The following is a 13,937-nucleotide window of genomic DNA, read 5'->3' on the forward strand; positions in this document are numbered from 1 at the left end:
GCGGACATGCGACCATCCTGCCAGCCCGCCGCCGCCGCGTCAGCCGTCACGCCACGGCCGCGTCGTCCCACGTCTGGATGTTTTCGAAGGTCACCATGCCGTCGTCGCGCACGGCGATGGTCAGCGGATCGCCCGAGCCGGAAACCACGGAGACACCCTCGGTGCTGTCCACCCAGTCCTTGAGCTGCTTTTGGTTGCCGATCTCGGCGCCGTAGCCGGGATCGGTGAACGAAAGCGTCTCGCCGTTGCGCCAGTCGGCGATGACGTCGTGCCCGAAGACGCCGTCCAGAACGAAGGTGTCCTTGCCGCCGCCGCCCTCCAGCCGGTCGTTGCCCTCCTCGCCGTTCAGGATGTCGGAGCCGCCGTTGCCGAAAAGAACGTCGTCGTCCTCGCCGCCCCACATGCGGTCGTCGCCCTGCCGGCCCTTGAGGATGTCGTTGCCCTCGCGGCCGTCCATGAGGTCGGTCTTGCCCGAGCCCACCAGCACGTCGTCGATGTCGTCGCCCAGCATGCCGACCACGTCGGCGGCCGCCACCATGTCGGCGGCGGCGGGCGAGAGGGTGGTGATGGTGTCGACGGAGACGCCATAGTCGAAGTTGTCGATAATCAGGAAGTCGTCGGCGCCCAGGTCCCCATAGATGGGGGACTTCAGCAGTTCCGGGAAGGATTCGGTGAACCGCGTGATGTCGTGTTCCGGCGTGGTCGATGCCTGGAACAGCTGCGCGGCGTAGGACAGCGGGTTGGTGGGATCGTACTCGGGCGCCACGGCGCTGGGATTCACGGCGTACCAGATGTTGTTGATGACGTTGGCGGCGTCCTGGCCGACGATCTCGCCGATCAGGTCGTTGGTGAAGGCCAGTTCGACCATCGGCTTGTCGGGATGGTAGCCGGTGACCGGCGAGTTGAAGGTGATCCCCTCGATGTTCAGGGCGTCATAGGTGCTGCCGGTGGTTTCCAGCCAGTCGAAGGTGCCGGTGGTGGCCGCCCCGCCCAGGCTGTGGCCGGTCAGCAGGACATCGGAGATGCCGTTGCCCATGGCGTAGTCGAACACCGTCTCCACCAGGCCCTTGAGGTCGTTGAAGTACTGCGACCGCAACCGGTCGGAATCCAGCGTCCAGTATTCCAGCATGTCGTACCACGGCTCCTCCGACGAGGTGCCGGCGAAGCTGATGGCGAGCGTGCCGTCGTCGCTCATCATCACCACGGCCGAGGCATTGCCGTTGATGTAGAATCCGGTGGTGGGGTCGAAGGTGCCGGGGTCGCCGTCGGGCAGCGTCAGGTCTTCGAGCAGCGGCGACCAGCCCTCGACGGTGGTGGGGCCGGACCCGGGACGGTCGTAGACGGCCAGCGACAGGCGGCTGGCATCGATGATCTCGGCGTCGGTGAAACCGTTGACGTTCAGGATGCCGGTGTCGGCGGTGGTTTGCGCAGGCATGTGCAGGGGCTCCGTTTCGTCTCTCGCGCGGCAACTGTCGCAGGGGACACGCTTTGAACGAACCGCAATAAGGGCGAGCGAGAGGCGACGAAGGTCGGGCGCCCACCCAGACCGAAGAACTGTTGCGGTATCAGGATGCCTGCACCCTGCACGTCTTTCGGACTTTCGTGCCGGAAGAGGAACGGAAGTCGCGCCCTCGCGTTTTTCCCGCGTCGGGTTTGCTGAACCGACCGTGAACCGACCGCGCCGCGCCTACCGACGCCGACGGAGCCCCTGCATGACCCGCGCCCTGCTCGCCGAGCCGCGCGACCCCGCCGACAGCCCCGCCCCGTTCCGCCTGTGCCACGAGGTTGCCGAGGCGTGGGAGGCCGTCGCCGATGACCTGGCGGCGGCGCGGCGTTCCATCGACTTCGAGCAGTACATCGTGGGCAACGACGCCATCGGCCGCCGCATCCTGGGCATCATGGCCGACCGCGCGCGGGCCGGCGTGCGGGTGCGCGTGCTGCTGGACTGGTTCGGAAGCCTGCCGCTGAAGGACTCGGACGCGGTGCGCGACCTGCACGAGGCCGGCGGCACCGTGCGCTTCTACAATCCGCTGACGGCGCGTGCCGTGCTCATGGCGCCGACGCGCATCCACCGCGACCACCGCAAGATCGTCCTCATCGACGGCGAGGTCGCGTGGCTCGGCGGCATCTGCTTTACCGACCGCATGTGCGACTGGCGCGACACCTTCATGCGCGTCGGCGGTACCGTACCGCGCCCCATGGCCGAGATGTTCGACCTGTCCTGGCGCCGCGCCGAGCATCCCACGGCCAAGCGCCGCATGACCCGCGCGGAGGCGGAACGCGACGTCTACCACCGGCAGGACGGGCCGTTCCGCTACATGGTCAACAGCCCGGAAAAACCCATCCGCCGCGACCTGTTCCGCTGCGTCCTCGAGCGCATCGACGAGGCGACGCACACCCTGCGGCTGACCACACCCTACTTCGTGCCCGAACACCGCCTGCTGCGCCACCTGACCGCCGCCGCCCGGCGCGGGGTGGTGGTGACGCTGCTGCTGCCCGAGGTGAGCGACCATCCGCCGCTGGACATCCTCGGCCGCGCCTTCGCCGAACGGCTGGTGCGGGCGGGGTGCACCGTCCACTTCTTTCGCCACCGCATGATGCACGCAAAGGTGGCCATCGTGGACGACGCCTGGGCCTGCGTCTCCAGCCACAACCTGGACCGCCTGAGCAGCCGCCTCAACCTGGAGAACGGCGTGACGTCCGGGGACCCGACCTTCATCGCCGCCCTGAACGACCGGTTCGACCGCGACCTGGAGAACAGCATCACCGAGCCGCCGGCGCTGGAGAGCTGGAAACCGCTGCTCGACCCGCTGCTGCGCCTGTTCGGCCGGGTTTTCTAAAGTATGATCGAAAAGGGCTCTATCCTTCGAAGCCGTCGAGGAAGCTGGAGAGGTTCGCCGCCAGGTGGTCGACGGCATAGCCGCCTTCCTGAATCAGCACCGTCGGCAGGCCGGCGCCGGCAATGGCCCGACCCAGGCGCGCGAAACCGGGCGTGGTGACGGCGAAGGCGGCCAGCGGGTCGTCCTTGAAGGTGTCGAACCCCAGCGACAGCACCAGCACCGACGGCGCGAACCGCGCCACCGCCGCCAGGCTCCGCTCCACCGCGTCGAGGAAGGCATCCTCCGACGATCCCAGGGGCAGCGGCAGGTTCAGCGTCGCGCCCAGGCCGGCGCCGGCGCCGCGCTCGTGCGCATGGCCGGCCATGAAGGGGTAGAACTCAGCCGGATCGCCGTGGACGGAGGCGAAGAACACGTCATCCCGCCGCCAGAAGATGCCCTGCGTGCCGTTGCCGTGATGCACGTCCACGTCCAGCACCGCCACCCGCGGCGGCCGGCCCTGGGCGGCGAGCAGCCGGCGTGCTTCCTCGGCGGCGATGGCGGCGTGGTTGAGGTAGCAGAAGCCTCCCGCCATGTCGCGGCCGGCGTGGTGCCCCGGCGGCCGGCAGAGGGCGTAGGCCGCCCCCTCCCCGCCCGTCGCCACCGCCCGCGCGGCCGCCACGGCGCAATCGGACGCGGCGACGGTGGCGCGCCATGTGCCGTCGGCGATGGGGCAGGCGGTATCACTCATGTGGAATCCCGCCTGCCCGACCACGCTGGATGGATACGACAGCATGTCCGGCCCGCGGTGGACGTTGGGAATGACCACCGGCGCCGCATCGGGCAGGGCCGACCACCGCGCGAAGGCGGTCTCCAGGAAGGCCAGATACTCGGCAGTGTGGACGGCGGCGCGCTGGGCGGGGCCGGCGGGCGGCGCATCCTCCACCCGGTCGCCGCGCGCCCGCAGCGCCTCCAGCACCGCCGCCACGCGCTCGGGCCGCTCCGGCACCGGCCGGGGCTGGCCGCGCACCAGAAACTGCGGCGGCTGGTGCAGGGCTGTGTCGGGATGGTGGAAGCAGAGCATGGCGCGCGGGTCCTCGGGCCGGGGGTGTACCGCTCCATAAAGCGGCGGAAGAACCCGACCCGGCAAATAGGAAATCCCCATTGGGCCCATAGCGTCACGCTATGGCAGACTGCGCCCCGCATTCCCGATCGGTACATGCTGACGGTATCCACCAGTTCCCGGGGGCGCTCGGCACTGGCGACCACCGCTGCCCACACACTGGAGTCGGTGGAAAGCGAGGCGAAAAGGGCCCGCCATGCCCAGGCGCAATTGTTCGAACGGGGACGCGCGCTTCCAGTCCCGAAGACGCCGGAAACAGCGGCACAGACGGTGTTCCGCGCAGGCTTCCGGCACGGTCGTATGTTGCACAAAAATTAATCCGTGCCTCAAAAATGGCATGCCTGGGTTGGATCGGACGCAACCTTCTTGTATGATCCCCCCATTCCAGAGGATGACGCCGCCCCGAACCGGCGGGTGGCGCGCCCCGTCAGACCGACCGGAGCCGGCCACGCGCTCCGGACCCACATCGGCGCGAGTTCCAGATCCGATACGGCACCACCGCAAGGGGGCCACGCGGCAGGAACAAACACAGCACGCCCGCACCGCGGACGGCAACCGGCACGCCTGCGCGACCGCCGGAGAGAGCCTCGCGTCCGACGACAACGCCATGTGCCCGAGGGCGGCACGGACCCGCGCGGCCAACGCCACGCGGCCGCCCGCCCCCGCGCCTGACAGAGGGAGCAAGAGAGCCTTGACGGACTCCTACATCTTCACGTCCGAATCCGTGGGCGCCGGCCACCCGGACAAGCTGGCCGACAACGTTTCCGACGCCGTTCTGGACGCGATCCTGGAGCAGGACCCCAAGGCCCGCGTGGCCTGCGAAACCATGGTGAACACCGGCATGTGCATCCTGTCGGGCGAGATCACCACCACCGCCAACGTCGATTACACGCAGGTCGCGCGCGACACCATCCTGGACGTCGGGTACGACGACCCGCGGTTTGGCTTCGACGGGCGGTCCTGCGCCGTGCTGGTGGCGCTGGACAAGCAGTCGCCGGACATCGCCCAGGGCGTCGACGAGGGCGCGGGCCTGGACCTGGACCAGGGCGCGGGCGACCAGGGCCTGATGTTCGGCTATGCCTGCCGCGAAACCGACGAGCTGATGCCGATGCCCATCGAACTGGCCCACCGCATGACCGAGCGCCAGCGCGAGGTGCGCAAGTCCGGCACGCTCAAGTGGCTGCGCCCCGACGTCAAAAGCCAGGTCTCGGTGCGCTACGAGGGCGGCAAGCCCACCGGCATCGATGCCGTCGTCCTGTCCACCCAGCATGACGAGGACGTCGACCACGCCACCCTGCGCGAGGCCGTCATCGAGGAAATCGTCCGCCCCTGTCTGCCGCAGGGCTTCCTGGACGACAACACGGCCTTCCACATCAACCCGACCGGGCGCTTCGTCATCGGCGGCCCCGTGGGCGATTGCGGCCTGACCGGACGCAAGATCATCGTCGACACCTACGGCGGCATGGGCCGCCACGGCGGCGGCGCCTTCTCGGGCAAGGACCCGTCCAAGGTCGACCGCTCCGCCGCCTACGCCGCGCGCTATGTGGCCAAGAACATCGTCGCCTCCGGCCTGGCCGAACGCTGCGAGGTCCAGGTGGCCTATGCCATCGGCGTCGCCCAGCCGGTGTCCATCCGCGTCGACTCCTTCGGCACGTCCAAGGTGCCGGAAGCCCGCATCGAAGCCATGGTGCGCGAGCACTTCGACCTGCGGCCCAAGGGCATCGTCGCGATGCTGGACCTGCTCAAGCCCATCTACCGCCCCACCGCCTCCGGCGGGCATTTCGGCCGGTCCGGCTTCCCCTGGGAAAAGACCGACAAGGCCGAGGCCCTGATGGCCGAGGCCGGCAAGCTGGTGCCCGCGGAATAAGAGGAGCCGACCCATGGCGACCATCGACACCAAGGAACCGAACGCCGAACTGGTGGCGAAGACACAGCACTATGGCGACGATCCGCTTGCGGTGCGCGACAGCGACCATTACCGCAACGAGTACGTGAAGACCTTCGTGGAGAAGTGGGACGAGCTGATCGACTGGGACGCCCGCGCCGAAAGCGAGGGACAGTTCTTCATCGACATCCTCAAGGCCCGCGGCAAGAAGAAGATCCTGGACGTGGCGACCGGCACCGGCTTCCACTCCGTCCAGTTGATGAAGGCCGGCTTCGACGTCACCTCCGTCGACGGCTCGGCGGCCATGCTGGCCAAGGCGTTCGAGAACGCCAAGGACCACCGTCTGATCCTGCGCACCTGCCAGGCGGACTGGCGGTTTCTCAACCGCGACCTGCACGGCAAGTTCGACGCCATCATCTGCCTGGGCAACAGCTTCACGCACCTGCACGACGAACACGACCGCCGCCGCGCGCTGGCGGAGTTCTATGCCGCGCTGAAGCATGACGGCGTGCTGATCATCGACCAGCGCAACTACGACGCCATCCTGGACAGCGGATACTCGTCCAAGCACAAGTATTACTACTGTGGCGACAAGGTCACGGCCGAGCCGGCGCACATGGATGACGGCCTGGCGCGGTTCCAGTACTCCTTCCCCGACGGGTCGCAGTACACCCTGAATATGTTCCCGCTGCGCAAGAACTATACGCGCCGCCTGCTGTCGGAGGCCGGCTTCCAGTACGTGCGCACCTTCGGCGACTTCCAGGAGACGTACCAGGAGGACGAACCGGACTTCTTCATCCATATCGCCGAAAAGACCCACGAGCGCGGCCGCAGCGACCACGACCGCGAGAAGATCGCCTCGGTGGCCGAGACCTATTACGACAGCGGCGACGCCGACAACTTCTACTTCACCATCTGGGGCGGCGAGGACATCCACATCGGCCTCTATTCCGACAAGGCCGGGGAAACCATCAAGGACGCCAGCCGCCGCACGGTGGATACCATGGCCGAGCAGGTCTCGCTGGACGAGACGTCGCGTGTTCTCGACATCGGCGCGGGCTATGGCGGCGCGGCGCGGCGCCTGGCGTCGACGCGCGGCTGCAAGGTGCACTGCCTCAACATTTCCGAGACGCAGAACGCCACCAACCGCCGCCTGACCGAGGAACAGGGCCTGTCCGACAAGGTGACCGTGGTGCACGGCAGCTTCGAGGACATTCCCGAGCCCGACAACCGCTTCGACGTGGTGTGGTCGCAGGATGCCATCCTGCACTCGGGCGACCGCGAGCGGGTGCTGGAGGAAGCCTTCCGGGTGCTCAAGCCCGGCGGGCACATGATCTTCACCGACCCCATGGAAGCCGACGACGTGCCCGAGGGCGTCCTGCAGCCGGTCTACGACCGCATCCACCTGGAAAACCTGGGATCCATCGGCTTCTACAAGGACGCGGCGGCCCGCGTCGGGTTCGAGGTGGTGTCGGTGACGGACTACACCGGCCACCTGCCCACCCATTACGGCCGCGTCGCCGAGGTGCTGCGCGAGGAGTACAACCAGGTCGCCAAGGTGTGCAGCCGCGGCTACATGGACCGCATGCTGGTCGGCCTGGACAACTGGGTGACGGCCGGCACCGCCGGTCACCTGGCGTGGGGCATCCTGCACTTCCGCAAGCCGGAATAAGCGGGTTGTTTTTCGCGGGGGAGGCCCGGCCTCCCTCGCGCTTCCGCGCTGAACTGGGCGGTAGTGACTGACCGGGCGCGCGGACCGGTGGTGGGCTGGCCCCAAACGCCGTCAGGCGCTCATGCCTCACGGCGGCGGCAGGGTGGCGATCAGCGCCGTCAGCGTCACCACCGACAGCACGGTGGACAGCAGCACCACTGCCGTCGCGCGGTTGACGTAGATGTCGAACTTGCGCGCGAAGACGTAGACGTTCGCCCCCGCCGGCATGGCGCCGGCCAGCACGGCCACCGTCACCCATTCGGTGCGCAGCTCGAACACCAGGGCGGCGAAGACCCACACCAGCACCGGCAGCACCAGAAGCTTCAGCGCCGTCATCACCAGCGCCTCGCGCAGATCGCCGGCGATGCGGCAGGTCGCCAGCGTCGCCCCCACGGCGAACAGCGCCACCGGCGCAGCACCCCGGCCGACGAGCGCCAGCGTCTCGTCCACCACGCCCGGCAGGCGCAGGCCGAGCATGCCGAACACCAGTCCAGACAACGCCGCGATGACGATGGGATTGAGGAACACCGACTTGAGTGTCCCGCCCAGGCGCCGGACCCAGCTGCCGCCGCCGCTGCGTCCGGCCTCGATGGCGAGCGTCGTGGCGGTGAACAGGATGGCCGAGTGCACCATGATGATGAGCATCAAGGGCACCAGTCCGGCGTCACCGTAAGCCCGCTGGACCAGCGGCAGGCCCACCAGCACCAGGTTTCCGAAGCCGCCCGACATGGCCGCCAGCCCGCAGGCCTCGGCACTGTTGCGGAAGACGAAGCGCGACACCAGCCAGCCCAGCGCGAAATGCAGCAGGGCGGCGGAGAAGAACCCGGCGATCAGGCGCGCGTCGAACCGCCCCTCCACCGCACCGTTGGCGAGCGTGCGGAACAGAAGCGCCGGAATGGCCAGGAAGAATACGAAGTTGACGATGCCCGAAACGCCGGCCTCGGATATGAGCGACCGGCGGGCGAAGATCCATCCCAGCGCCATGACGCCGAAGATGGGCAGGACGATGCCGAGGGTTTCCGTCACCGCGTCAGTCCGCGTCGGCCAGCAGACCGCGCAGGATGATGCGCGTCAGCGTCTCTGCCGCGGTCTCGAAATCGGCGTCGTCCAGGTCCTGCTTCCCCAGCACGGCGGCGACCTGCACGCCGAAGTCGGCATAGGTCTGCGTCGTCGCCCAGATCATCACCAGCAGGTGGTGCGGATCGACGGGGCGGATGCGGCCCTGCGCGATCCACTGTTCGATCACGCGCGCCTTGGCGTCCGTCCAGTCCTTGAGCGTGGTGCGCAGATACCCGATCAGGTTGGGCGCGCCGTGGATGATCTCGTTGGCGAAGACCTTGCTGCCCAGCGGGCGTTCGCGCGACAGGCGCAGCTTCAGCCGCACGTAGTGGGAAATGGCCTCTTCCGGGTCCTCGATCGAATCGAACTCGGCCGCCGCCGCGAACCAGGTGTTGACGATGTCTTCCAGCACCTGGTGATACAGGTTTTCCTTGGTCTTGAAATAGTAGTGCAGGTTGGCCTTCGGCACGCCGGCCAGTTCCGCGATGCGCCCGGTTGTGGCGCCCTTGTAGCCGAATTCGGCAAACACCTGCTCGGCGGCGCTGAGTATAAGTGCCTGAGTTTCCTCGCGGTTACCGGATTTGTTGGACTTCAATGCGGGTTTTCGCGCCGAGGCCATGTGAATTTCCCAGAAAATTGCTCGAATACAAACTTGACCAATCGGTCAAGCGATGGCTAGCATGAATATGTCGGAAGCGGACTCGACCCACAAAAACCATAAGGGCGCGTCCGTGTCCACCGGAGCTAGGGAGGCGCCGATGGACGCACCGACGGAAACGTCTCGGGAAAGGTGAGCCGCGGGCTGATGCCCGGAGGACTCGACACGCCACCCGATACACCCGCCCATCCCGCGCGCACGGGATGGCGAAAACTGGGAGATCATCATGCGCGACATCATCCTCAGTACCCCCGACACCACCTGACGACGGCCGCGCGGCCGCACTTCGGCCGTCGACTGTCCACGACATTCGCGGACACGCCCGCCCCGCCCGCGCCCGACCCGCGCGCCGGCTGACGGGATAGGTGTATCCGCACGCGGTTGATCCTCCGCCCCTTCGCCCGTCATCGCGGGGCGAAGACGCTCGCGCCTCGCCGCATCGTCGGCCAGCGCGGCGCCGGGAGAGGTCTGCCCGCACCGACCATGACCGCCGCGTCCGGCTCCCCCGCCGGCCGCGAACGCCCCCGGCTTGCCCGACGCCAGCCGGCCGAAGGGGCATCCCCCGACCCAGGGAGCACACGATGACCGCGCTTCAGAACCTGAAAATCAACGGCGAGCGTCTGTGGGACAGCCTGATGGAGATGGCGAAGATCGGCGCCACCCCCAAGGGCGGCGTCTGCCGCCTGGCGCTGACCGACCTGGACAAGCAGGGCCGCGATCTGTTCGTGCAGTGGTGCAAGGACGCCGGCTGCACCATCCGCGTCGACAAGATGGGCAACATCTTCGCCCGCCGCGAAGGGAAGAACCCGGCCCTGCCGCCCATCGTCACCGGCAGCCACCTGGACAGCCAGCCCACCGGCGGGCGCTTCGACGGCGTCTATGGTGTGCTGGCGGGGCTGGAGGTGATTCGCACGCTCAACGACCTGAACTACGAGACCGAAGCGCCGGTCGAGGTGGCGGTCTGGACCAACGAGGAAGGCTCGCGCTTCGCCCCGGCCATGGTGTCGTCGGGCGTCTTCGCGGGCGTGTTCGACCTGGACTACGGCCTGTCGCGCAAGGACCAGGACGGCAGGACCATGGGCGAGGAACTGGAGCGCATCGGCTACTCCGGCCCCGACGACGCCAGCCACGCCGCCCACCCGGTCGGCGCCTACTTCGAGGCGCACATCGAGCAGGGCCCGATCCTGGAGGCCGAGGACAAGACCATCGGCGTGGTCACCGATGCGCAGGGCCAGCGCTGGTACGAGGTGACCTTCACGGGTGTGGAAAGCCACGCCGGGCCGACGCCGATGAACCGCCGCAAGGATGCCCTGCTGGGCGCGGCGCGCGTGGTGGACGCGGTCAACCGCATCGGCCTCAAGCACGCGCCCAACGCCTGCGCGACCGTGGGCATGATGACGGTCTACCCCAACTCGCGGAACGTCATTCCGGGCAACGTCTTCTTCACCATCGACTTCCGCCATCCCTCCGACGAGGTGCTGGCCGAGATGGACAAGGAGATGCGCGCCGAGGTCGAGCGCATAGCCGCCGAGATCGGCCTGGAAAGCCAGCTTGAGCAGATCTTCTACTACAAGCCGGTGAAGTTCGAGGAAAGCTGTGTGGCCGCCGTCCGCAAGGGCGTGGAGGAAGGCGGGTTCAGCGTCCGCGACATGGTCTCGGGCGCCGGTCACGACGCCTGCTACCTCGCCCGCGTCGCGCCGGCCGGGATGATCTTCGTGCCCTGCATCGACGGCATCAGCCACAACGAGGTGGAGGACGCCAAGCCGGAATGGATCGCCGCGGGCTGCGAGGTGCTGCTGCACGCCATGCTGCAGAAGGCCAACGAAACCGCCAAGGCGCAGCCGGAGCCGGCCGAGTAAGGCCGCTCTCCACACGCCCGACCCAACAACCGCAAAGAAGAACGGGGAGCACCATGGGACCCATGGGAGACATCAAGGCCGGCCGCCTGGACGCGGCGGCCCTGGCGGAAAACTTCGCCGACGCCCACCCGCCGCTGGACGACAAGAACGCCGTCATCGAGGCCAGCCGCTGCTACTACTGCTATGATGCACCGTGCATCAAGGCCTGCCCGACGGGCATCGACATCCCCAGCTTCATCAAGAAGATCACGACGGGGAACCTGAAGGGCTCGGCGGCCGACATTCTTTCCGCCAACATCATGGGCGGCATGTGCGCCCGAGTCTGTCCGACGGAAATCCTCTGCGAGGACAAGTGCGTCCGCAACGCCGAGGGCCACAAGCCGGTCGAGATCGGCAACCTCCAGCGCTACGCCACCGACAAGCTGTTCGCCGCCGGCACGCAGCTGTTCGAGCGCGCGGCACCCACGGGCAAGCGCGTCGCCGTGGTCGGCGGCGGCCCGGCCGGGCTCTCCTGCGCGCACCGTCTGGCCGTTCTCGGCCATGACGTGACGGTGTTCGAGGCGCGCGAGAAGCTGGGTGGCCTGAACGAATACGGCATCGCCGCCTACAAGACCGTCGACGACTATGCCGCGCGGGAGGTCGACTACATCCTCTCCATCGGCGGCATCACGGTAAAGACCGGCAAGGCGCTCGGCCGCGACTTCACGCTGGCCGCCCTGCGCGCCCAGTACGACGCCGTGTTCCTCGGCCTGGGCCTGGGCGCGGTCAACGCCCTGCGCTGTGACGGCGAGGACCTGACGGGCGTGTACAACGCCGTCGACGTCATCGCCGACATCCGCCAGGCGCAAGACCTGTCCGCCCTGCCCGTCGGCCGCCGCGTGGTGGTGATCGGCGGCGGCAACACGGCCGTCGACGCCGCCGTGCAGACCAGGAAGCTGGGAGCGGAGGACGTCACCCTCGTCTACCGCCGCGGCAAGGACAACATGTCCGCCACCTGGGTGGAGCAGCAGTTCGCGCAAACCAACGGCGTCACCGTCAAGCACTGGCTCGCCCCCAAGCGGGTGATCGCCGAGGACGGCACGGTTGCGGGCGTGGAATTCGCCTACACCGCCACCGGCCCCGACGGCAGGCTGACGGAAACCGGCGAGACCACCGTCATCCCCTGCGACACGGTGCTCAAGGCCATCGGGCAGATGTTCGTCCCCGCCAGCGTCTCCGAGGACGGTGCGGCGGTGCTGGAGATGGACGGCGGCCGCATCGCCGTCGACGAGACCCGCCGCACCTCCATGGACGGCGTGTGGGCCGGCGGCGACTGCGTGGCCGGCGGCCAGGACCTGACGGTCCAGGGCGTGGAGGACGGCAAGATCGCGGCCCATGCCATCGACGCCTGGCTGCGCGCCGGTCTCGCCACCGGCACGGCGGCTGCCACGGGCACCGGGCCCGGCGCCGGCGCCACCGCTTCCCAGCCCGCCTGACGCGCGCCCCGACAAGCTTAAAGGAACCGAGACATGGCGGACCTTTCCTGCACCATCGCCGGCATCAAGTCGCCCAACCCCTTCTGGCTGGCGAGCGCGCCGCCCACCGACAAGCAGTACAACGTCGAGCGCGCCTTCCGCGCCGGCTGGGGCGGCGTCGTGTGGAAGACGCTGGGCATCGACCCGCCGGTGGTCAACGTGTCGTCGCGCTACGGCGCCATCGACTACAACGGCACCCGCATCGCCGGCCTGAACAACATCGAGCTGATCACCGACCGGCCGCTGGCCGTCAACCTGGCAGAAATCGCCGACGTCAAGAAGAAGTGGCCCGACCGCGCCGTGGTCGTCAGCCTCATGGTCCCGTGCAACGAGGAGGACTGGAAGTACATCCTGCCGCTGGTGGAGGAAACCGGCGCCGACGGCGTGGAGCTGAACTTCGGCTGCCCCCACGGCATGAGCGAGCGCGGCATGGGCGCGGCCGTCGGCCAGGTGCCCGAATACGTCCAGATGGTCACCGGCTGGGTGAAGAAGTATTCCAGACTGCCCTGCCTGGTGAAACTGACGCCCAACATCACCGACGTCCGCGTGCCCGCGCGCGCCGCCAAGACCGGCGGGGCGGACGGCGTGTCGCTCATCAACACCATCAATTCCATCGTGTCGGTGGACCTGGACCAGATGGCGCCCAACCCCGTGGTCGACGGCAAGGGCACCCACGGCGGCTACTGCGGCCCCGCCGTCAAGCCCATCGCCCTGAACATGGTGGCCGAAATCGCCCGCGACCCCGCCACCCACGGCCTGCCCATGTCGGGCATCGGCGGCATTTCGACCTGGCGCGACGCAGCGGAGTACATCGCGCTGGGCTGCGGCTCGGTCCAGGTGTGCACCGCGGCCATGCACCACGGCTTCCGCATCGTGGAAGACATGATCGACGGCCTGAACAACTGGATGGACGCCAAGGGCTACCGCACCATCGAGGACTTTCGCGGCATGGCGGTCGGCAACGTGACCGACTGGAACCAGCTGAACATGAACTACGACATCAAGGCCCGCATCGACGATGACAAGTGCATCAAGTGCGGCCTGTGTCACATCGCCTGCGAGGACACGAGCCACCAGGCGATCCGCTTCCACCAGGGAGCGGAGCCCGACGACCGCAAGTTCGAGGTCGTCGACGAAGACTGCGTCGGCTGCAACCTGTGCATGCTCGCCTGCCCCGTGCCGGACTGCATCACCATGGAGCGCGTCGACGACGGGGAGACGTACCGGAACTGGACCCAGCACCCCAACAATCCGATGCGCAAGGAACCCGCCTGACAAAAAGCGGGAGCGCCCATCCCCCACGGGAATGAAC

General features: G+C 68.1%; 10 protein-coding genes. 6 read left to right on the top strand and 4 right to left on the bottom strand.

Annotation, left to right across the window (positions count from 1 at the left end; translation table 11 throughout):
* Positions 1-46: 46 nt before the first annotated feature.
* Complete coding sequence (locus LG334_RS19250) at positions 47-1,435, bottom strand: hypothetical protein (protein WP_404380559.1); 1,389 nt, start codon at positions 1,433-1,435, stop codon at positions 47-49.
* 277 nt (positions 1,436-1,712) lie between these two features.
* Here LG334_RS19250 and LG334_RS19255 point away from each other — a divergent pair, with 277 nt between their 5' ends.
* Complete coding sequence (locus tag LG334_RS19255; protein ID WP_404380561.1) at positions 1,713-2,840, top strand: phosphatidylserine/phosphatidylglycerophosphate/cardiolipin synthase family protein; 1,128 nt, start codon at positions 1,713-1,715, stop codon at positions 2,838-2,840.
* 19 nt (positions 2,841-2,859) lie between these two features.
* Here the strand turns inward: LG334_RS19255 and LG334_RS19260 are convergent, their stop codons facing one another.
* Positions 2,860-3,900, bottom strand: a complete 1,041-nt coding sequence (locus tag LG334_RS19260; RefSeq protein ID WP_404380563.1) for a histone deacetylase family protein — start codon at positions 3,898-3,900, stop codon at positions 2,860-2,862.
* Positions 3,901-4,630: 730 nt separating this feature from the next.
* Here LG334_RS19260 and metK point away from each other — a divergent pair.
* Entirely contained in the window at positions 4,631-5,806 is a 1,176-nt protein-coding gene (metK, locus tag LG334_RS19265) for a methionine adenosyltransferase (RefSeq protein WP_404380565.1), read from the top strand.
* 13 nt (positions 5,807-5,819) lie between these two features.
* Positions 5,820-7,496 (top strand): methyltransferase domain-containing protein, encoded by a 1,677-nt coding sequence (locus LG334_RS19270; protein ID WP_404380567.1) that lies wholly within the window; start codon positions 5,820-5,822, stop codon positions 7,494-7,496.
* A gap of 126 nt (positions 7,497-7,622) precedes the next feature.
* Here LG334_RS19270 and LG334_RS19275 read toward each other — a convergent pair whose 3' ends face one another.
* Together LG334_RS19275 and LG334_RS19280 are read right to left on the bottom strand one after the other, a co-directional pair.
* Positions 7,623-8,561 (bottom strand): AEC family transporter, encoded by a 939-nt coding sequence (locus tag LG334_RS19275; protein WP_404380569.1) that lies wholly within the window; start codon positions 8,559-8,561, stop codon positions 7,623-7,625.
* Positions 8,562-8,565: 4 nt separating this feature from the next.
* Positions 8,566-9,189, bottom strand: coding sequence for a TetR/AcrR family transcriptional regulator (locus tag LG334_RS19280; protein ID WP_404380571.1), 624 nt, complete (start codon positions 9,187-9,189; stop codon positions 8,566-8,568).
* Between the two features lie 644 nt (positions 9,190-9,833).
* Between LG334_RS19280 and LG334_RS19285 the strand changes: the two genes are divergently transcribed.
* The 3 genes from LG334_RS19285 (at position 9,834) to preA (ending at position 13,900) form a co-directional block, all read left to right on the top strand.
* Complete coding sequence (locus LG334_RS19285) at positions 9,834-11,111, top strand: Zn-dependent hydrolase (RefSeq protein WP_404380573.1); 1,278 nt, start codon at positions 9,834-9,836, stop codon at positions 11,109-11,111.
* A 62-nt stretch (positions 11,112-11,173) separates the two neighbouring features.
* Complete coding sequence (locus LG334_RS19290; protein WP_404380575.1) at positions 11,174-12,586, top strand: NAD(P)-dependent oxidoreductase; 1,413 nt, start codon at positions 11,174-11,176, stop codon at positions 12,584-12,586.
* A gap of 33 nt (positions 12,587-12,619) precedes the next feature.
* Positions 12,620-13,900 carry an NAD-dependent dihydropyrimidine dehydrogenase subunit PreA gene (gene preA / locus LG334_RS19295; RefSeq protein WP_404380577.1) on the top strand — a complete coding sequence of 427 codons (1,281 nt, stop codon included), beginning with the start codon at positions 12,620-12,622 and terminating at the stop codon, positions 13,898-13,900.
* Positions 13,901-13,937: the final 37 nt, after the last annotated feature.

It is taken from the genome of Caenispirillum salinarum (genome assembly GCF_044803115.1).
Lineage (GTDB): Bacteria > Pseudomonadota > Alphaproteobacteria > Rhodospirillales > Rhodospirillaceae > Caenispirillum > Caenispirillum salinarum_A.